Annotated in this window: 15 protein-coding genes; 12 read left to right on the forward strand and 3 right to left on the reverse strand. The window is 64.8% G+C overall.

Features of this window, described 5'->3' with window-relative positions; all coding sequences use genetic code 11:
• Positions 1 to 155 precede the first annotated feature (155 nt).
• The 4 genes from smc (at position 156) to def (ending at position 7,613) form a co-directional block, all read left to right on the forward strand.
• Entirely contained in the window at positions 156 to 3,674 is a 3,519-nt protein-coding gene (gene smc / locus J3485_RS08335) for a chromosome segregation protein SMC (RefSeq protein ID WP_206955711.1), read from the forward strand.
• Positions 3,675 to 3,741: 67 nt separating this feature from the next.
• Complete coding sequence (locus tag J3485_RS08340) at positions 3,742 to 4,983, forward strand: cell division protein ZipA C-terminal FtsZ-binding domain-containing protein (RefSeq protein ID WP_206952026.1); 1,242 nt, start codon at positions 3,742 to 3,744, stop codon at positions 4,981 to 4,983.
• A gap of 42 nt (positions 4,984 to 5,025) precedes the next feature.
• Positions 5,026 to 7,083, forward strand: a complete 2,058-nt coding sequence (ligA, locus tag J3485_RS08345; protein WP_206952027.1) for an NAD-dependent DNA ligase LigA — start codon at positions 5,026 to 5,028, stop codon at positions 7,081 to 7,083.
• Positions 7,080 to 7,613, forward strand: a complete 534-nt coding sequence (def, locus tag J3485_RS08350) for a peptide deformylase (RefSeq protein ID WP_206952028.1) — start codon at positions 7,080 to 7,082, stop codon at positions 7,611 to 7,613. Before ligA ends, def begins: the two co-directional genes overlap by 4 nt.
• Before the next feature lie 107 nt (positions 7,614 to 7,720).
• Here def and J3485_RS29405 read toward each other — a convergent pair whose 3' ends face one another.
• The 3 genes from J3485_RS29405 to map all read right to left on the reverse strand — a co-directional run bounded on the left by J3485_RS29405 (position 7,721) and on the right by map (position 12,816).
• The gene (locus tag J3485_RS29405; protein ID WP_309476992.1) at positions 7,721 to 8,566 is read right to left on the reverse strand and encodes a pseudouridine synthase; all 846 of its coding nucleotides are present in this window, start codon (positions 8,564 to 8,566) and stop codon (positions 7,721 to 7,723) included.
• A gap of 609 nt (positions 8,567 to 9,175) precedes the next feature.
• Positions 9,176 to 11,746, reverse strand: a complete 2,571-nt coding sequence (locus J3485_RS08360) for a [protein-PII] uridylyltransferase (RefSeq protein ID WP_206952030.1) — start codon at positions 11,744 to 11,746, stop codon at positions 9,176 to 9,178.
• A 263-nt stretch (positions 11,747 to 12,009) separates the two neighbouring features.
• The gene (gene map / locus J3485_RS08365; protein WP_206952031.1) at positions 12,010 to 12,816 is read right to left on the reverse strand and encodes a type I methionyl aminopeptidase; all 807 of its coding nucleotides are present in this window, start codon (positions 12,814 to 12,816) and stop codon (positions 12,010 to 12,012) included.
• Between the two features lie 475 nt (positions 12,817 to 13,291).
• Here map and rpsB point away from each other — a divergent pair, with 475 nt between their 5' ends.
• The 8 genes from rpsB (at position 13,292) to rseP (ending at position 20,930) form a co-directional block, all read left to right on the forward strand.
• Positions 13,292 to 14,044 carry a 30S ribosomal protein S2 gene (gene rpsB / locus J3485_RS08370; RefSeq protein WP_206952032.1) on the forward strand — a complete coding sequence of 251 codons (753 nt, stop codon included), beginning with the start codon at positions 13,292 to 13,294 and terminating at the stop codon, positions 14,042 to 14,044.
• 156 nt (positions 14,045 to 14,200) lie between these two features.
• The gene (gene tsf, locus J3485_RS08375; protein ID WP_206955712.1) at positions 14,201 to 15,082 is read left to right on the forward strand and encodes a translation elongation factor Ts; all 882 of its coding nucleotides are present in this window, start codon (positions 14,201 to 14,203) and stop codon (positions 15,080 to 15,082) included.
• Positions 15,083 to 15,271: 189 nt separating this feature from the next.
• Complete coding sequence (gene pyrH / locus J3485_RS08380) at positions 15,272 to 15,985, forward strand: UMP kinase (RefSeq protein ID WP_206952033.1); 714 nt, start codon at positions 15,272 to 15,274, stop codon at positions 15,983 to 15,985.
• Between the two features lie 93 nt (positions 15,986 to 16,078).
• Positions 16,079 to 16,639, forward strand: a complete 561-nt coding sequence (gene frr / locus J3485_RS08385) for a ribosome recycling factor (protein WP_206952034.1) — start codon at positions 16,079 to 16,081, stop codon at positions 16,637 to 16,639.
• Between the two features lie 55 nt (positions 16,640 to 16,694).
• Positions 16,695 to 17,492 carry a polyprenyl diphosphate synthase gene (gene uppS, locus J3485_RS08390; RefSeq protein ID WP_206952035.1) on the forward strand — a complete coding sequence of 266 codons (798 nt, stop codon included), beginning with the start codon at positions 16,695 to 16,697 and terminating at the stop codon, positions 17,490 to 17,492.
• A complete protein-coding gene (locus J3485_RS08395) occupies positions 17,486 to 18,307 on the forward strand; it encodes a phosphatidate cytidylyltransferase (protein ID WP_206952036.1) in 822 nt (273 codons plus the stop codon). The genes uppS and J3485_RS08395 overlap by 7 nt, the downstream gene beginning before the upstream one ends.
• Before the next feature lie 18 nt (positions 18,308 to 18,325).
• Complete coding sequence (locus tag J3485_RS08400; RefSeq protein ID WP_206952037.1) at positions 18,326 to 19,549, forward strand: 1-deoxy-D-xylulose-5-phosphate reductoisomerase; 1,224 nt, start codon at positions 18,326 to 18,328, stop codon at positions 19,547 to 19,549.
• A 7-nt stretch (positions 19,550 to 19,556) separates the two neighbouring features.
• Entirely contained in the window at positions 19,557 to 20,930 is a 1,374-nt protein-coding gene (rseP, locus tag J3485_RS08405; RefSeq protein ID WP_206952038.1) for an RIP metalloprotease RseP, read from the forward strand.
• Positions 20,931 to 20,981 lie beyond the last annotated feature (51 nt).

The raw sequence follows: 20,981 nt of genomic DNA on the forward strand, positions 1-20,981 counted from the left end.
GGCACATGCCTTTCGCGATCCCAAACGCATCGCGGCGACGGTTGGCCGCGCATGCGCCGCCACGGCTCGCGCTTGCGCTCGTCGGTTGCGGTGTCGTGCGCGGGCAAGGCCAGCCGCGTTTTTGTTCGATCCTCCATCAAAACAGCCCTATCGCCGTGCGTCTGACCTCGATCAAACTCGCTGGCTTCAAGTCATTCGTCGATCCCACGCATTTCCAGGTACCGGGTCAGCTCGTCGGTGTGGTCGGCCCGAACGGATGCGGCAAGTCCAACATCATCGACGCCGTGCGCTGGGTGCTAGGCGAATCGCGCGCGTCAGAGCTGCGCGGCGAATCGATGCAGGACGTCATCTTCAACGGCTCGACCGCGCGCAAGCCGGGCAGCCGCGCGAGCGTCGAGCTCGTGTTCGACAACGCCGACGGGCGCGCTGCCGGCCAGTGGGGGCAGTACGGCGAGATCGCGGTGAAGCGCGTGCTCACGCGCGACGGCACGTCGAGCTACTACATCAACAATCTGCCCGCGCGCCGGCGCGATATTCAAGACATCTTCCTCGGCACGGGGCTCGGGCCGCGCGCCTACGCGATCATCGGGCAAGGCATGATCGCGCGCATCATCGAAGCGAAGCCGGAAGAGCTGCGCGTGTTTCTCGAAGAGGCCGCGGGCGTCTCGAAGTACAAGGAGCGCCGTCGCGAAACTGAGAATCGCCTGCACGATACGCGTGAGAATTTGACGCGCGTCGAAGACATTGTGCGCGAACTCGGCACGAACCTCGAAAAACTCGAGGCGCAGGCCATCGTCGCGACCAAATTCAAGGCGTTGCAGTCCGACGGCGAAGAGAAGCAGCGTTTGCTGTGGCTGCTGCGCAAGAACGAAGCGGCTGCCGAGCAGGGCCGGCAGCAGCGCGCGATCTCCGAAGCGCAGATCGATCTCGAAGCTCAGACGGCGAAGCTGCGCGAAGTCGAAGCCGATCTCGAAACGCTGCGTGTGGCGCACTACGCGGCCAGCGACGCGATGCAAGGCGCACAGGGCTCGCTCTACGAGGCCAACGCCGAAGTGAGCCGGCTCGAGGCCGAGATCAAGTTCGTGATCGAATCGCGCAACCGCGTGCAAGCGCAGATCGCCGCGCTGACGGCGCAGCGCGAGCAGTGGCAAGCGCAAGCCGAGAAGGCGCGCGGCGATCTCGAGGAAGCCGAGGAGCAGCTTGCCGTCGCCGAGGAGAAGGCCGCGCTTGCCGAAGACGAAGCCGCCGCGAAGCACGACGAACTGCCGGCGCTCGAAGCGCGCTGGCGCGACGCGCAAGCGCAATTGAACGACGAGCGCGGGGGCATCGCGCAGACGGAGCAGGCGCTGAAGCTCGAAGCCGCGCATCAACGCAATGCCGATCAACAGCTCCAGCAGTTGCAGCAGCGGCACGAACGGCTCAAATTGGAGGCCGGCGGGCTCGACGTCCCGGACGAGGCCCAGCTCGAGGAGCAGCGCATGCAGCTCGCCGAGCAGGAAGAAATCCTAAGCGATGCGCAGGCGCGCCTCGGGCAGGCGCAGGAGGCGCTGCCGCGGGCCGAGGCAGAACGGCGCGAGGCGCAAGAGCGCGTGCAGCGCGAGGGCGCGCAGATTCATCAGCTCGAAGCGCGGCTGGTCGCGCTCAAGCAACTCCAGGAAAGCGTGCAAACCGAGGGCAAGATTCAGCCTTGGCTGGACAAGCACGAACTCGCGACATTGCCGCGCCTGTGGAAGAAGCTGCATGTCGAAGCGGGCTGGGAAACGGCGCTCGAATCGATCCTGCGCGAGCGGCTCGCCGCGCTCGAGATTTCGAATCTCGATTGGGTGCGCGCTTTCGCGACCGATGCGCCGCCGGCCAAACTCGCCTTCTACTCACCGCCGTCGGCCGGTGTGCCGCGCGAAACGTCGACGGGCCTCTCGCCGCTGCTCTCGCTCGTGCGCATCGACGACGCCGGCTTGCGCGCCGTATTGAACGAATGGTTGGGCCACGCCTATGTGGCCGACGATCTGACGCAAGCGCTCGCGACGCGCGCGCAGTTGCCCGACGGAGCAATGCTCGTCGTCAAGGCGGGGCATGTCGTGACGCGCGTCGGCGTGCAGTTGTATGCCGCCGACTCGGAACAGGCCGGCATGCTCGCGCGTCAGCAGGAAATCGAGAATCTCACGCGCCAACTGCGCGCGCAGACGCTGCTCGCCGACGAAGCGAAGACGGCCGCGATCCGCACCGAGGCGGCGCACACGCAGGCGTCGCAAGCGCTAGCCGATGCGCGTGCGCAAGTCGAGCGCGCGACGCAGCGCGTGCATGCGCTGCAACTCGACGTGCTCAAGCTCACGCAGGCGCATGAGCGCTACACGCAGCGCAGCACGCAGATTCGCGAAGAACTCGAAGAAATCATCGCTCAGATCGAGGAGCAGCGCGCGCAGCGCGCCGAGTCCGAGGCGAACTTCGAGCGCCACGACGGCGAGCTCGCGCAATTGCAGGCGCGCTTCGAAGAGAACCAGCTCGCATTCGAAGCGCTGGACGAGACGCTGTCGGCGGGGCGCACGCAAGCGCGCGATCTCGAGCGCGCGGCCGGCGATGCGCGCTTTGCCGCCCGCAACATGGCGACGCGCATCGACGAGCTCAAGCGCAGCATCCAGATCGCGCACGAACAGAGCGAGCGCGTCGCGGGCTCGCTTGAAGATGCGCGCGCCGAACTCGAAACGATCAACGAGCAGACGACGCATACGGGGCTGCAAGAGGCGCTCGAAGTGCGGGCGCAGAAGGAGGCGGCGCTGTCGGCGGCGCGCCACGAACTCGACGATTTGACGGCGAAGCTGCGTCAAGCCGACGAAATGCGCCTGACGGCGGAACGCTCGCTGCAGCCGCTGCGCGATCGGATCACCGAACTGCAGTTGAAAGAGCAGGCCGCGCGCATCGCCGGCGAGCAATTCATCGAGCAGCTTCAGGCCGCGGGTGTCGACGAGGCGCAGTTGCAGGAGAAGCTGACGCCCGATATGAAGCCGTCGTACCTGCAGGGCGAAGTTACCCGCATCAACAATGCAATCACGGCGCTTGGGCCCGTCAACATGGCCGCGCTCGACGAACTCGCGGCGGCCAAGGAGCGCAAGGCGTTCCTCGACGCCCAGTCGGAGGATTTGACGCGCGCGATCGAGACGCTGGAGGACGCGATTCGCAAGATCGACCAGGAAACGCGCACGCTGCTGCAAGGCACGTTCGACGAGGTCAACCGGCATTTCGGCGAACTGTTCCCGCGTCTGTTCGGCGGCGGGCAGGCCAAGCTGATCATGACGGGCGACGAAATTCTCGACGCCGGCGTGCAGGTGATGGCGCAGCCGCCGGGCAAGAAGAATTCGACGATTCACCTACTCTCGGGCGGCGAGAAGGCGCTGACGGCCACCGCGCTCGTGTTCGCGATGTTCCAGCTCAATCCCGCGCCGTTCTGTTTGCTCGACGAAGTCGATGCGCCGCTCGACGACGCCAATACCGAACGCTTCGCGAACCTCGTGCGCGCGATGTCGGACAAAACGCAGTTCCTGTTCATCTCGCACAACAAGATCGCGATGGAAATGGCGCAGCAACTGATCGGCGTGACGATGCAAGAGCAAGGCGTCTCGCGCATCGTGGCCGTGGACATGGAAACGGCAGCCGGTTTCGCCCAGAATACGGTCTAAAACGAGCGGATTCGCGCGGGCGCGCCCGGCGCGGAACCGCGACACAGGAATGCTTCATGGAGCGTGCATGGACGAGTTGACACTCGGATTGATCGGCGCAGGCGCCGTGGTGGTGGGAGGAGTGGTCGTGTACAACGCGTGGCAAGGCGCCAAGGTGCGCCGTAGAATGCCGCGGCCAATGCCGACCGATGCCGAGCAGGGGCCCGCGCGCCACGATCACGAGGAAGAGCGGCCGTTCATCGAGCCGGCGCGCACGGGTGCGCGGCGCGAGAGCGCGGTGCCGGCCGGTGCGCACGACCCGGACGACGCCCGCATCGAGCCGAGTTTCGGCATGGCGTCGCCGCTCGACATCCCCGCCGACATTCAGGCCGAAGCAACGACGCCGAACGGCTTCACGCCGGAGCCGCAAGCCGCGGAGCCGACGCATCAGAAAGCGTCGAGCGAGCCGGAAAGCGTGACGCCGGCCGCAACGACGATTTCGGCCGCGCCGCCCCATATCGTCGATCGACGCATCGATTGCGTCGTGCCGATTCGCTTGTCCGGCCCGATCGCCGGTGAGAAGGCGTTGCCGCTCGCGCAGCGGCTGCGCCGTGCGGGCAGCAAGCCCGTCTATATCGAGGGCAAGCCGGAAGGCGGCGGCGCGTGGGAGCTGCTGCAGAACGCGCAGCGCTACGAAGAGCTGCGCGCGGCTGTCCAGCTCGCCAATCGCAGCGGCGCGCTCAATGAGCTCGAATTTTCGGAGTTCGTGTCGGGCGTGCAGCAATTCGCCGACGCGATCGACGGCGCCCCCGAGTTTCCCGATATGCTCGAAACGGTGTCGATGGGGCGCGAGCTCGACGCGTTCGCGGCGCAGTGCGACGCGCAGCTCTCGATCAACGTGCTCTCCGACGGTGCGCCGTGGTCGGCCAATTACGTGCAGGCCGTGGCCTCGCAAGATGGTCTGCTGCTGTCGCGCGACGGCACGCGCTTCGTCAAGCTCGACGCCAAGCAGAGCCCTGTTTTCATGCTGCAGTTCGGCGACACGAATTTCCTGCGTGACGATCTGACCTACAAGGGCGGCCAGATGATCACGCTGATTCTCGACGTACCTGTCGCTGACGAAGACATCCTGCCGTTCAGGCTCATGTGCGATTACGCTAAATCGTTGGCGGAGCGGATCGGTGGGCGGGTCGTCGACGATCAGCGGCGGCCGCTGCCCGAGCAGGCGCTACTCGCGATCGAAAAGCAGCTCATGACGCTCTACGCGCGGCTCGAAGAAGCCGGCATTCCGGCCGGCTCGCCGGCGACGCGGCGTCTATTCAGCCAGTAACGCGCGTTCGCCGTCGCACGCATCGACCACAAAACCAACGACATGGCTAGCAACAAGCACGCCGAATCGCCACCGCCCGTCGACCAAGCGGCCGAACGTGCCGCCTGGCTGCGCACCGAACTCGAGCGGGCGAACTACCAATATTACGTGCTCGATCGGCCCGAGATCCCGGACGCCGAGTACGACCGTTTGTTCTCGGAATTGCAGTCGATCGAGTCCGAGCATGCCGACCTCATCACGCCAGAGTCGCCGACGCAGCGCGTCGGTGGTCAGGTAGCGAGCGGCTTTGCATCCGTTGTCCACGCGCTGCCGATGCTGTCGCTGAACAACGGTTTTGCCGACGAGGACGTCGTGGCCTTCGACAAGCGCGTAAGCGATCAGCTCGACCGCGTTCCCGTCGAATACTCGTGCGAGCTCAAGTTCGACGGGCTCGCGATCGCGCTGCGCTATGAAGACGGCCGGTTCGTGCAAGCGGCCACGCGCGGCGACGGCTCGACCGGCGAAGACGTGACGCAAAACGTGCGCACCGTGCGTTCGATCCCGCTGCGCTTGAAGGGCGAGCGCATCCCGCGCGTGCTCGAAGTGCGCGGCGAGGTGCTGATGTTCCGACGCGATTTCGACCGCCTCAACGACCGCCAGCGTGAAGCCGGTCACCGCGAGTTCGCGAATCCGCGCAATGCGGCGGCGGGCAGCCTGCGCCAACTCGATTCGAGCATTACGGCGCAGCGGCCGCTGTCGTTTTTCGCTTACGGCATCGGGGCGCTCGAAGGCATGGAGATGCCCGGCACGCACGATGCGCTGCTCGAGTGGTACAGCGAACTTGGCATGCCCGTTTGCGGCGAGCGCGACGTCGTTCATGGCGCGCAAGGGCTGCTGGATTTCTATCGGCGCATCGGAGAGAAGCGCGAGAAGTTGCCGTACGACATCGATGGCGTCGTCTACAAGGTCAATCGCAAAGCCGAGCAAGACGTGCTTGGCTTCGTCTCGCGCGCGCCGCGCTTCGCGCTCGCCCACAAGTTCCCACCCGAAGAAGCGCTGACCGAGCTGCTCGAGATCGGCGTGAACGTCGGCCGCACGGGGGCGATCACGCCCGTGGCGCGGCTAGCGCCCGTTTTCGTCGGCGGCGTCACGGTGACGAACGCCACGCTGCATAACGAAGACGAAGTCCGTCGCAAGGATCTGCATGCGGGCGATACGGTCATCGTGCGCCGTGCGGGCGACGTCATTCCGGAAGTCGTCGGTCCCGTGCTCGAACGCCGCCCGCCAGGTGCTCAGCCGTTCGTCATGCCGACCGCGTGTCCGGTTTGCGGTTCGGCCATCGAGCGGCTACCGGGCGAGGCCGTGGCGCGTTGCACGGGCGGGCTCGTGTGTCCGGCGCAGCGCAAGCGCGCGCTCGAGCATTTCGCGCAACGCCGCGCGCTCGATATCGACGGACTCGGTGAAAAGATCATCGATCAACTCGTCGAGCAAAATCTCGTGCGTACGCCGGCCGACCTGTTCAATCTCGGTTTTTCGACGTTGGCCGCGCTCGATCGCTTTGCCGACAAATCGGCGCAAAATCTGATTGACTCGCTCGAAAAGGCCAAGCTTACGACGCTCGCGCGCTTCATTTTCGCGCTCGGTATTCCCGATGTCGGCGAATCGACGGCGAAAGATCTTGCACGCTACTTCGGCTCGCTCGATCCGGTGATGGAAGCGTCGGCCGAGGCATTGATGGAAGTGGAAGGCGTCGGGCCGATCGTGGCCGAGTCGATTCATCAGTTCTTTGCGGAGGAGCACAACCGGCACGTCATCGAGCAATTGCGCGCGCCGGGCAAGGTCACCTGGCCCGAAGGGCCGCCTGCGCCGCGCGCGCCGCAGGGCGTGCTGGCGGGCAAGACGATCGTGCTCACCGGAACATTGCCGACGCTCGCGCGCGAGCAGGCGAAGGAAATGCTGGAAGCGGCCGGCGCGAAGGTGGCCGGCTCGGTGTCGAAGAAGACCGACTATGTGGTGGCGGGTTCTGACGCCGGCAGTAAGCTGGCGAAGGCCGAGGAACTCGGCATCCCCATTCTCGACGAAGACGGTATGCGCAAGCTCTTGGAGGGCGACAATCCATGATCCGTGACATTCTCAAGATGGGCGATCCGCGCTTGCTGCGCATCGCTCAGAGCGTCGAGCATTTCGACACGCCCGAGTTGCACGCGCTCATCGCCGACATGTTCGAGACGATGCACCATGCAAACGGCGCGGGGCTTGCGGCGCCGCAGATCGGCGTCGATTTGCAAGTCGTCATCTTCGGCTTTGGCCACAACGAACGCTATCCGGAGGCACCGCCCGTGCCGGAAACGGTGCTCATCAATCCGACGGTCACGCCCGTTTCGCAAGACATGGACGAAGGTTGGGAGGGATGCCTCTCGGTGCCGGGCATGCGCGGCGTCGTCAACCGCTTCTCGATGATCCGGTATCACGGCTTCGACCAATACGGGCAGCCGATCGACCGCGTTGCCCAGGGGTTTCATGCGCGCGTCGTTCAGCATGAGTGCGATCATCTGATCGGCAAGCTCTATCCGATGCGCATTACCGACTTCTCGAAATTGGGCTTCACCGAGGTCCTGTTCCCCGATCTCGATCCCAATGCCGACGATTAAGCTTCTCGTTTAGGCAACGTCGAGACGCCCGCCAGAAGCGGGCGTCGTCGTCTCCAGCTTAGCAACGAAAGGCTTGCCCGGCGGCAAGTAAGACCGCCTGCGGCAGGTCAGAACGCTTCGTCGGGCAACAGATAACGCCATTGACCTTGCGGTAGGGCGCCGAGCACCACGCGGCCCATGCGCACGCGCTTGAGCCCGACGACGTGCAAGCCCACGAGCTCGCACATGCGGCGGATTTGTCGCTTCTTGCCTTCGCGCAGGACGAAGCGCAACTGCTCGCCGTTTTGCCAACTGACCTTCGCGGGCTTGAGCGGCGCGTCATCGAGCGAGAGCCCGAAGCGCAGCAAGGCGAGTTTCTCGGCGGGGAAGTGGCGGTCGATGTCTGTGGCGAGGTCGCCGTACTCGACGCGCACGAGATATTCCTTTTCGATGTTCGAATGCTCGCCGATCAACTGTTTGGCGATGCGGCCGTCTTGCGTCAGCACGAGCATGCCTGTCGAGTCGATATCGAGCCGGCCCGCGGGGGCCAGCGCGCGCAGATGGCTCGGCAAGAAGCGCGTTGTTGCGCGGTCGCCTTCCCAGCGGTTGTCCGCGGTGATCAAGGTGATCGCGGGTTCGTAGCCGTCCTCGGCCTGGCCCGAGACATAGCCGATCGGTTTATGCAGCAAGATCGTCACTTGGCGCGACTGCGCGGCGTGTGCGTCGCGGGTGACCTCGATGTGTTGCTCGGGGCGTATGCGTGTGCCGAGCGTATCGATACGCTTTCCGTCAACGCGCACCCAGCCGTTCTCGATCCATTCGTCGGCTTCCCGGCGCGAGCACAGGCCGAGTTCGGACATGCGCTTGGACAAGCGCATCGTTCCCGGCTCATGGTCGGCGCTTTGGGCGGGCGCGGCTGCGGCTGCTTTGACCGGCGCGGCTTTGCGCGATGGTGCCGCTTTTGCCGTGTTCACTCGTTTACCGCTCGCTGCGGGGTGTTCATGCGCTTCGGAGTAAGTGCGACGATCGCGAGTGCCCGCTTTGGCGCCCGTGCCGGAGCGGGCAAGCGGTGCTTCGCGACGGGTGCCTGAGGTGTTCGACGGCGAGGTGCCGTGCTTCACGGGTCGAGCGATCTTGCGGGCACCCGCAGGAGATGGCGTAGCCCCTCGCGCAGGGCGCTCGTCCGTGCTTCGGGCGGGACGATCGGCGCGTGCAGGGCGTTCGTCCGTACGTCGGGCAGGGCGGTCGCCCCGCGCCGAGCGCTCGTCCGCGCTTCGGCCCGGGCGGTCAGCACGCGCGGGGCGTTCGCTACGGACGTCGCGGGTGCGATCGGAAGCCGTCTCGCCTCGGCCGCCAGCCGCACGCGGTGTTTTCTCGCCAGTCACGCTGCCGCGCGGCTTGTCCTGCGGCCGCCCGCGGTTATCTGCGGCACGTACGGTGACCGTCTTCGCCGCCGGCGCCGAACGTGGCGCGTCGGCTGCTCGCGGAGTCTTACGCGCCGACGGGCTGCCGGTGCGAACGGGGGCGCGGCCGGGCGATGCCGGACGCGGATGCTTAGCTGTCAGTTTGACGCGCATAAAGTCTCACACGGCGATCGCGCGGAGCAACTCTGTCTCGAGCTGAATCTGCAAGCGGCTGTCGGAAAGGCCGCGCCCGTCGAGCAGGAACACGTCCTCCACGCGCTCGCCGAGCGTATTGATCCGCGCCGCATGGACGCCGATCCGATGCTCCGCCAGCACGCGCGCGATCGAATAAAGAAGCCCTGGCCGGTCGTTGGCCGACACGGACAGGATGTAGTACTGCCCCCGCTCGTCGGCTCGCAAGTCGACGCGCGGGGTAATGGGAAACGTCCGCGACAGCCGCGACAGGCGGCCTTTGGACGGCTCGGGCAGCGGCGCGTCGGACGAGAGCCGGGCGGCGAGCTGCTGCTCGACGAGATTCGCGATATCGCGATACTGCACGTCGTCCTCGGTGTGCGCAACGATGAAGTTATCGAGGGCGTAGCCGTGGCGCGTCGTGTTGACGCGGGCATCGAGCACCGACAGGCCGTTGCGGTCGAAATAGGCACAGATGCCGGCGAACAGATCGGAGCGGTCTCGCACATAGACAAGCACCTGCAGCGCCTCGCCGATCGGCGATGGCCGCGCCCGTACGATCGGCGCCTCGGTCCGCACGTGCCGGTAGAGCACGCGCGTTTGCCAGGCGATATCGGCGGTGTCGTGACGCAAGAAGTAGCCGACGTCGAGCTCATCCCAGAGCGCGCGATGCGCATTTTCGGGCACCGTCTCGAGCCGTAGCAGTGCGAGCGCTTCTTCCTTGCGCGTCTTGAGTTCGGAGTGCTCGTCGGGCCGGGCGCCGCCGAGCACGGCGAGCGTCATCCGATAGAGATCCTCGAGCAGCTTGCCTTTCCAGGTATTCCAGACCTTCGGGCTCGTGCCGCGAATGTCGGCGACGGTCAGCAAATAGAGCGCCGTGAGCTGACGCTCGTTACCGACGAGTTCGGCGAACTGCTGGATGACTTGGGGGTCGCTCGTATCCTGCTTTTGCGCGACCTGGCTCATCGTCAGGTGATGGCGCACGAGCCAGACCACGAGTGCGGCATCGTCGGCGTCGATACCGTGATCTCGACAAAAGCGGCGTGCATCGGCCATGCCGAGCGTCGAGTGATCGCCGCCGCGGCCTTTGGCGATGTCGTGGAACAGCGCCGCGACATAGAGCACCCATTGCCGCTCGAAGTTGGCCATCAACTGACTGCAGAACGGGTACTCGTGCGCATGTTCGGCGAGCGCGAAGCGGCGCAGATTGCGCAGCACCATCAAAATATGCTGATCGACGGTATAGACGTGATAAAGGTCGTGCTGCATCTGCCCGACGATGCGCCGGAAGTTCAGCAGATAGCGACCGAGCACGCTCGTTTGATTCATGAGGCGCAGCGCGTGCGTGATGCCCAGTGGCTGCTTCAGGATCTCGATGAATTGCCGTCGGTTTTCGGGGTCGCGCCGCCAGCGCGAGTCCATGATTTCGCGGGCGTTGTAGAGCGCCCGCAGCGTGCGGGCCGAGAGCCCTTTCGTGCCTGGCGTCGTTTCGTAGAGCAGGAACGCCTCGAGAATCGCCGTTGGCGTGCGCTCGAACACGTCGTCGCTTGCAATCTCGATCATGCCTTGCTTTTCGACGAAAAGCTCGGACAGCACACGTGTGACCCCGCTCGTGCGCGGGAACAACTGCGCCTCGATGTTTTGAATGAGAATCGTGGCGAGTTGCGTGACCGCCTTGGCCGCCCAGTAATAGCGGCGCATGAGCTGCTCGCTCGCGCGGCGCGCTTGGGTGGCATGGTAGCCGAAGCTTTCGGCCGTCGCGGTCTGCAGATCGAAGACGAGCACGTCCTGGCGCCGCCCCGCGATCACGTGCAGCCGCGCGCGCAGCATCTTGAGGAACGCTTCGTTGCGACGCAGCTCGCGCGCCTCGCGGGCCGTGATGAGGCCGCGCTCGTCGAGCTCTCGCCAACTGCGCCCGAATCCCGCCGCACGGGCGATCCAGAGGATCAACTGCAGATCGCGCAGGCCGCCGGGGCTTTCCTTGACGTTCGGCTCCAGGCTGTAGGGCGTATCTTGGAACTTCGCGTGCCGCTGGCGCATTTCGAGCACCTTGGCCTGAAAGAAGGCGCGGGCGTCGAGCGCATCGTTCAGGCGCACGACGACGCGCTGAAATAGCGCGGTGCTGCCCGTGATGCGCCGTGCCTCGAGCAGCGACGTGCGCACGGTGATGTCGTTGCCGGCTTCCTCGACGCATTGCGCAACCGTCCGCACGCTGCTGCCGAGTTCGAGCCCGAGATCCCAAGCCATGCCGATGAAGCGCTCGATGCGCGCCTCGAATTCGGGCGGCGGCTGATCGGGCAGCAGCACGAGGATGTCGATGTCGGAGTAGGGCGCGAGCTCGCCCCGCCCGTAGCCGCCGACGGCCACGAGCGCGCTTGACGCGGGCAGCTCGCAGACCTGCCAGGCGCGCCGCAGCGCGTCGTCGGTCGTGCGTGAGAGCGTTTGCATGAGCGCGTCGACTCGGCTTGCCGTCTTGAAGCGCGCGAGGATCTCTGCTTTCGCGGCGCGGTAGTCGGCTTTGACCGACGCGGGATCGGTGATGACGGCGGGGGCGCTCATAGGCTGGCGTGAACGGCGAGAAGCGGGTTAGGACTCGGGTGGGCGAGCACACGGCGTCGGGGACGAACGGGCATCGCGGGATTCAGCTCGGGCCGGCCCTGTATGGCGGCGCGCCGGCGCGGGTGCCGCTGCGACGCCCATGCCCGATGGGCCATCTGGCGCGAAACCAAGATAACAAGCGAGGCAACCACGTATGCGAGGGCGCCCCGCGCGCAGGGCCGACGGGGAGCGGCGAGCCGCATGCGGGCTCGCCGCGCCGTCGCTCAAGCCGCGACGGCGATCGACGGCTTGGCCGGCGTCCCCGCCGAGACGGTCAGCACATCGTAGCCCGTGTCGGTCACGAGCACCGTATGTTCCCATTGCGCCGATAGGCTGCGGTCCTTCGTCTTGACCGTCCATTGATCGGGCATCGTGCGGATTTCGCGGCGTCCGGCGTTGATCATCGGCTCGATCGTGAAAATCATGCCCTTTTGCAACTCGAGCCCCGTGCCGGGACGACCGTAGTGCAAGATCTGCGGATCTTCGTGAAACACCGTGCCGATGCCGTGGCCGCAGTACTCGCGCACGACGCTGTAGCCGCTCGCCTCGGCGTGACGCTGGATCGCGTGGCCGATGTCGCCGAGCCGCGCACCGGGGCGCACCTGCTCGATGCCGAGCCACATGCATTCGTAGGTGGTTTGCGCGAGGCGTTTGGCGAGGATCGAGCCTTCACCGGCGATGAACATGCGGCTCGTATCGCCGAAATAGCCTTCCTTGATGACGGTGATGTCGATATTCAGGGCGTCGCCGCTTTTGACGACCTTGTCGCCCGGGATTCCGTGACAGATGACGTCGTTGACCGAAATGCAAGTCGCCTTCGGGTAGGGCGGATAGCCGGGGGGCTGATAATTGAGCGGCGCGGGGATCGTGCCCTGCACGTCGAGCATGTAGTTGTGGCAGAGCCGGTCGAGCTCGGCCGTCGTCACGCCCGGCTTGACGAACGGGGTGATGTAATCGAGCACTTCGCTCGCCAGACGGCACGCGACGCGCATTTTCGCGATGTCGTCTTCGTTTTTGATCGAAATAGCCATGGATGCGAGCCTGGAAACGATAGGTACGTGAATGTCGCGATTATCGCATCATATGCGTCCCTTGGTAGAGACTGCTGCGCCGTCGCCTACCCCTGCCGGGTAGCGGCTGGGCGTGAACGCCACCCCTTCGCGCGGTGCGCGAGTCGGATATGGAGGCTGCTTGAAAGGGGGTGCCCGCAGGTGGTATACTCTTCGGCTAGTCGTTTTCCCGAATCGGCCTTGTATCTCTTTCATATCTTCCACATGCGCTTGCAGGTGTGTTTGCAGGTGGTGTTTGCAGGTGCGGCAGGTATGCAGGCGGACCGGAAGGGAAGCGGCTGATATGGGGTGCGTGGCGATTGGGCCTGGTCGGGCTAACGTCAACGCATCCATTCGCAAGCCGGCGCACCCAGGGTGCCGGGCCGCAAATGCGCGAGTTCGCGTGCGCGGCCAGGTACGGCAGCCGGCTTAAGACCCAACCCTCGCGGAGAATTTCATGGCAGTCACCATGCGTCAAATGCTGGAAGCCGGTGTCCACTTCGGTCACCAAACGCGCTTCTGGAACCCCAAGATGGCCCCGTTCATCTTCGGTCATCGCAACAAGATTCACATCATCAACCTCGAAAAGACGCTGCCGATGTACAACGACGCGCTGAAGTACGTGCGTCAATTGGCGGCCAATCGCGGCACGATCTTGTTCGTCGGCACGAAGCGCCAGTCGCGCGATACGATCGCCGAAGAGGCGCAGCGCGCCGGCATGCCGTTCGTCAATGCCCGCTGGCTCGGCGGCATGTTGACGAACTTCAAGACGCTGAAAGTGTCGATCAAGCGCCTGAAGGACATGGAAGCGGCGGTCGAGGCCGGTGAGCTCGAGAAGATGAGCAAGAAGGAAGCGCTGTTGTTCGAACGCGAAATCGCCAAGCTGCAAAAGTCGATCGGCGGCGTGAAGGACATGGGCGGCATTCCCGACGCGATCTTCGTCGTCGACGTCGGCTACCACAAGATCGCCGTGACCGAAGCGAACAAGCTCGGCGTGCCGGTCATCGCCGTGGTCGATACGAACCACTCGCCCGAAGGCATCGATTACGTGATCCCGGGCAACGACGACGCGAGCAAGGCCGTCGCTCTGTACGCGCAAGGCGTGGCCGATGCGATCCTCGAGGGTCGCGCGAACGCGGTCAACGAAGTCGTGCAAGCCGTGCGCGGCACCGACGGCGACGAGTTCGTCGAGGTGGGCGGAGAAGCGTAAAGCAACCCCGTCGCCGGCAAAAAAGGGGGCTTTCGATAGGCCCCCTTTTTTTAAGTGTCGGCGGAACGTGCGACGCGATCGATGCGTCGCGAACGAATGCCTGCCGTTCGCATCGAAAGCGAGCGGCGTATGAAAGACAGACTCAAGGAGCGAATGATGGCGGCAATTACCGCAAGCATGGTGGCAGAACTGCGCGCGAAAACCGACGCGCCGATGATGGAATGCAAGAAGGCGCTGACGGAAGCCGACGGCGACATGGCTCGCGCCGAAGAGCTGCTTCGCGTGAAGCTCGGCAACAAGGCCAGCAAAGCGGCATCGCGCGTCACGGCCGAAGGCGTGATCGCCTCGCACATTGCCGGCAACGCGGGCGCGCTCGTCGAGCTGAACTGCGAAACCGACTTCGTCGCGAAGAATGACGATTTCAACGCGTTCACCAAGCAAGTGGCCGAACTCGTCGTTTCCCACAACCCGGCCGACGTCGCTGCCTTGTCGGCGTTGCCGTTGAACGGCTCGACGGTCGACGCCGTGCGCCTTGCGCTCGTCGGCAAGATCGGTGAAAACCTGTCGATCCGCCGCTTCGTCCGTTTCGATACGCCGAACAAGCTTGCTGCGTACCTGCACGGCACGCGCATCGGCGTGCTCGTTGAGTACACGGGCGCCGAAGAGCAAGTCGGTAAGGACGTCGCGATGCACGTTGCGGCCATGAAGCCGGTTTCGCTGTCGTCGGACGACGTGCCGGCCGAGTTGATCGCCAAGGAGCGCAGCATCGCCGAGCAAAAGGCGGCCGAATCGGGCAAGCCGGCCGAAATCGTTGCAAAGATGGTCGAAGGCAGCGTGCAGAAGTATCTGAAGGAAGTGTCGCTGCTGAACCAGCCGTTCGTGAAGAACGACAAGCAGACGATCGAGCAGATGCTGAAGGCCGCGGGCTCGTCGGTGCAAAAATTCGCACTGTTCGTGGTCGGCGAAGGCATCGAAAAGCGTCAAGACGATTTCGCCGCCGAAGTGGCTGCGCAAGTTGCCGCCGCGAAGCAGCAGTAAGCCGAGTAGTGTGCCGTACCCGCGGCGGGCGCCAGGCTCGCCGCGGCGGGTTCGCTTCACGAACCAGTCGGGGTTAACCCGGCCAGCCGCCGCGATTTGTTTCTGGCGCCGGCCGAGCTTGCCCCGGCATATGTTTCACCCCTACAGTTCCACATTGTCGTGATCTCTTCGGCGCGATCGGATACCGCTATGCCCACAGCCTATAAACGCGTTCTTCTCAAACTCTCCGGTGAAGCTTTGATGGGCGACGATGCGTTCGGCATCAATCGCGCGACGATCGAACGCATGGTGGCCGATATTGCCGAAGTCGTTCGGCTCGGCACGCAGTTGGCCGTCGTAATCGGCGGCGGTAACATCTTCCGCGGCGTGGCCGGCGGTGCGGCGGGCATGGACCGAGCAACGGCCGACTACATGGGCATGCTCGCGACGATGATGAACGCGCTCGCGCTGCAGGACGCCATGCGCCACGCTGGCATCGAGGCACGCGTGCAGTCGGCCCTGCGGATGGATCAGGTCGTCGAGCCCTACATTCGGCCGCGCGCGATCCGTCAGCTCGAAGAGGGCAAAGTCGTGATTTTCGCTGCGGGCACGGGCAACCCGTTCTTCACGACCGACACGGCCGCTGCGCTGCGCGGGTCGGAAATCGGGGCCGAAGTCGTATTGAAGGCGACGAAGGTCGACGGCGTATACTCCGCGGATCCGAACAAGGATCCGGCTGCGACCCGCTATGCGACGATCAGCTTCGACGAGGCGATCGGCCGCAATCTCCAGGTCATGGATGCGACGGCGTTCGCACTGTGCCGCGACCAGAAGCTGCCGATTCGCGTGTTCTCGATCGTCAAGCCCGGCGCGCTCAAGCGGATCGTGCAAGGTGAGGGCGAGGGTACCCTCGTCCACGTGTAAACTCCCGGAAGTGAGCGGGGCCCGCTGCACTTGCGGTGCGAGATGCGCTGCGCACGGGCTAATCCGCACAATGATGAAGCTTTGGAGGTCTAAATGAGTGTGGCAGAGGTCAAAAAGGGCGCCGATCAAAAAATGCAGCGTTCGATCGAAGCGTTCAAGAACGATTTGGCGAAAATCCGCACGGGGCGCGCGCATACGGGTTTGCTCGACCATATCCAGGTCGATTATTACGGCTCGAACGTGCCCATCTCTCAAGTGGCCAACCTGACGCTCATCGACGCGCGCACGATTGGCGTTCAGCCTTGGGAAAAGAAGATGGTTCAGGTTGTCGAAAAGGCAATTCGCGAATCCGATCTGGGTTTGAATCCCGCCACGCAAGGCGATTTGATTCGCGTGCCGATGCCCGCGTTGACGGAAGAGCGCCGCCGCGAACTGACCAAGGTTGTCAAGAGTGAAGGCGAGACGGCGAAGGTCGCCGTGCGCAATCTGCGTCGCGATGCGAACGAACAATTGAAGAAGCTCGTCAAAGAGAAAGAGATTTCGGAAGACGACGAGCGCCGCGCAAGCGATGAAGTGCAAAAGCTTACCGACAAATCCGTCGCCGAGATCGACAAGCTCGTTCAAACGAAAGAAGCCGAGATCATGACCGTCTGAGGCTCGTTCGTCTCGACGCGTCCTTCTTTTTTCAGCAGTCTGAGTCCCGGCGGCCATGACCTATACCAGCTCTACCGTTCGCGTGCCTGATATTGCGGCCGTGCCGCGGCATATCGCGATCATCATGGACGGCAATGGCCGTTGGGCAACGCAGCGTCGCTTGCCGCGCGTGGCCGGCCATACGCGCGGCGTCGAAGCCGTGCGCATGGCCGTCGAAGCGTGCGCTCGCGCGGGTGTCGAATACCTGACGCTATTTGCATTCAGTTCGGAGAATTGGCGCAGGCCCGTCGACGAAGTGTCGTTTCTGATGCGGCTGTTCGTGACCGCGCTCGAGCGCGAAGTGGGCAAGCTGCACGCCAACGGCATTCGGTTGCGCGTCGTCGGCGATTTGTCCCTCTTCGATACGCGTGTGCAGGATCTGATCCGCCGGGCGGAAACCAAAACGGCTCGCAATACACGGTTGACGCTGACGATCGCGGCAAACTACGGCGGCCGATGGGACATCATGCAGGCGGCCCGCAAGCTTGCGGAGCAATCGGCGAGCGAGGGACGGGCCGTGCCCATCGACGAAGGGGCATTCGCGCAGCACCTCGCGCTCGCCTATGCGCCGGAACCCGATCTCTTTATCCGCACCGGCGGTGAAACCCGCATAAGCAATTTCCTGCTCTGGCAACTCGCTTATAGCGAATTTTATTTCACCGACACGTACTGGCCCGATTTCGATGCCAAGACGTTGTCCGATGCCATCGCGTCGTACGCACGCCGTGAGCGCCGGTTTGGGCGCACGAGCGCGCAGCTCGAGCCGCAATCGCAAGACGAACCGTCGCAAAACGCCGATTCCCTTCCATGCTGAAAACGCGGGTCATCACCGCCATCGTATTGCTGGCGGTGCTGCTGCCGGTCACGCTGTTCGCACCGGTGGCGGCTTTCGGCGCACTCATTGCCGTCGCGCTCGTGTTGGGCGCCTGGGAGTGGGCGCGCTTGCTCAAACTGCCGGGGCTCGCCCCGATCGCCTACGCAGTCGTCGCGGCGCTCGCGCTGGCTGCGAGCACCCGTCTCGGTCTAGGCGCCCATGCGGCTCGGCCGCTGCTCGAAGCCGCAGCCGTCTTCTGGATTCTCGCCGGGCCGTACGTGCTCGTGCGCAGGCCGACGCTCGCGCACGGCGCCTGGCGAGTGTTCCTCATCGTCGCGGGGCTCGTCGTCCTGGTGGCTTGTTGGCACGCGCTCGTCGCGGCACGCATGCTGGGCGTATCGTTCGTATTGTCGGTACTGCTCGTGGTTTGGCTGGCCGATATCGGCGCATACTTTGCCGGCAAGGCGTTCGGCAAGCACAAGCTCGCACCCGCGATCAGCCCAGGCAAGACCTGGGAAGGCGCGATCGGCGGTTGGCTTGCCGTCATGGTCGTGGCCGTCGCCGTCATGGCGTCGCATGCATTCGCGCCGACGCTCGTGTCGGCGCTCGGCGAGCGTATGGGCCCCGTGCGCTCGCTGCTCGTGCTGACGGTGCTCGTCGCATTCAGCATCGTCGGCGACCTGTTCGAATCGATGCTCAAGCGTCAAGCGGGCGTGAAGGATTCGAGCGCACTGCTGCCGGGACACGGCGGCGTGCTCGACCGCATCGACGCACTGCTGCCGGTGCTGCCGCTCGCGATGCTACTCATCGGGTAGGGCACCTGGGATAGAGATATGAAAAAACGTCTGACACTGCTCGGCTCCACGGGCTCGATCGGCGACAGCACGCTCGACGTCGTTGCCCGCCACCCCGAGCGCTTCACGGTGCACGCGCTTACCGCGCATCGCAACGGCGACAAGCTCGTCGCCCAATGCTTGCGTTTTTCGCCCGACGTCGCCGTCGTCGGCGATGCCGAGACGGCAGCGCGCGTCGAGGCGCAGCTCAAGGCCGCCGGCTGCAAGACGCAGGTCGCCTACGGCCAGGATGCGCTCGTGCAAGCGACACAAAGCGCGCAATGCGATACCGTCGTTGCCGCGATCGTGGGAGCGGCTGGGCTCGCGCCGACGCTTGCCGCCGCGCGCGCCGGCAAGCGCATTTTGCTGGCGAACAAAGAAGCGCTCGTCATGTCGGGCGCGATCTTCATGGACGCGGTGCGCGATCATGGCGCGACGCTATTGCCCGTGGACAGCGAGCACAACGCGATTTTCCAATGCTTGCCGCGCGACGTCGCCGAACACGGCGGCGTCACCAAAATCATCTTGACCGCTTCGGGCGGGCCGTTCCGCACGCGCGAGCCTGCCACGCTCGTCGATGTGACGCCCGATGAGGCCTGCAAGCATCCGAATTGGGTCATGGGCCGCAAGATCTCGGTCGATTCTGCCACGATGATGAACAAGGGCCTCGAAGTCATCGAGGCACATTGGCTGTTCGGCCTGGCGGGCGATCGCATCGACGTCCTCATTCATCCGCAAAGCGTCATCCACTCGCTAGTCTCCTACGCCGACGGCTCGGTCCTGGCGCAACTCGGCAATCCCGATATGCGCACGCCGATTGCTCACGCGTTGGCATTTCCCGAGCGTGTCGACTCCGGCGTGGCGCAGCTCGATCTCGCGCAAATTGCCTCGCTGCAGTTCGAGAAACCCGACTACGAGCGCTTCCCGTGCCTTGCACTGGCGATGCAAGCGCTGGCAGCGGGGGGTATCGCGAGCGCGGCGCTCAATGCGGCGAACGAAGTGGCCGTCGAGGCGTTCCTCGAGCGACGCATCGGTTTCATGGAAGTCGCGCGGACGGTCGAGGCCGTGCTCGACGGCCTGTCCAACCGTGCGCCAAGTGGCTTGGACGACGTGCTCGATGCCGATGCCGATGCACGGCGCGCGGCGCGCGAGTTCATTGCGAGCCGTGCGCTCGTGGCGCGGGCAGCCAATCGCACGGGCCCCGTCGATCGCGCGGTGCGGTGAGAACCCGATGAACCTGCTGATCGAAGTCGCCGCATTCGCCGTTGCGATCGGCGTGCTCGTCGTGGTGCACGAGTACGGCCACTATAGTGTGGCGCGACTTTGCGGCGTGAAGGTGCTGCGGTTTTCGATCGGCTTCGGGCGGCCGCTCGCAAGTTGGGTCGGACGCAAATCCGGGACGGAATGGACGATCTCGGCGCTGCCGCTAGGCGGCTACGTCAAGATGCTGGACGAGCGCGATCCTGGGCCCGGTATCGCGGCGGCTGATCTGCCGTACGCGTTCAATCGGCAGCACGTGGCCAAGCGCATCGCGATCGTATTGGCCGGGCCGCTCGCCAATTTCGTGCTCGCCGTGGTGCTGTTCTCGGTCGTCTTCGCGACGGGGGTGACCGAGCCCGTGGCGACGCTCGCGACGCCGGCGGCGGGAACCATCGCCGCCCGCGCGGGTTTCGACGGCGGCGAGACGGTCGTGGCGATTGGCGACGAGCGAGGCGCGGACGTCTCGGCGGTGCGCTCTTGGTCGGACTTGCGCTGGAAACTGCTCGATGCCGCTTTCGATCATCGGCGCATCGTGCTCAAGGCTCGTGACGGCCACGGCATCTATGATTTCCAGGTCGACCTGCGCAACGTACCGGGGCGCGACCTGGACGACGATTTCCTCAGTAAGCTCGGTTTCGGCGAGGGCGGGACGCTGACGGTAGCCGCCGTGGAGCCTGGCAGCGCCGCCGAGCGGGCCGGCCTCGAAGCGGGCGATACGCTGCGCACGGCGGGCGGTGCGCCGATCAATGGCGCCGAGGCGTTCATCGCCTACGTCAAAGCGCGCGCGGGGCGTCCGATCGCGCTCGGCATCGATCGCGGCACGCCGGCCCAGCGGCGCCTACTGATGGTCGTGCCTGACGCGCATGAGGATCTGCAAACGGGCGCGACGTCCGGACGCATCGGCGCGGCGCTCGAGACCCAGGTGGAGACCGTGCGCGTGCGCTATGGGTTGGGCGAGAGCATCGCGCGCAGCGCGCAGCGCACGTGGGACATCGCCATTTATTCGCTGCGGATGTTCGGGCGCATGCTCACGGGGCAGGCGTCGCTGAAGAACTTGTCGGGCCCCGTCACGATCGCCGATTACGCCGGTAAGAGTGCGCAGCTCGGCTGGGCGCCGTTTCTTTCCTTCCTATCGCTCGTCAGTATCAGCCTCGGTGTGCTGAACTTATTGCCGATTCCGGTATTGGACGGGGGGCATCTGTTATATTATTTGGTTGAAGCCGCAACCGGCAAAGCCGTGTCGGAACGCTGGCAACTCGTTTTGCAAAGGGCTGGCCTCGTGTGCATCGTCGTTTTGTCGGCGATCGCGCTCTTCAACGATCTGGCTCGTTTAATCCATTTTTAAAGTGTCCGGTGGTCCGCGTTCATGCGGCCTCGATGGACAGATGCAGCTAAA

The organism is Trinickia acidisoli (assembly GCF_017315725.1).
In the GTDB taxonomy this organism is placed as follows: Bacteria; Pseudomonadota; Gammaproteobacteria; order Burkholderiales; family Burkholderiaceae; genus Trinickia; species Trinickia acidisoli.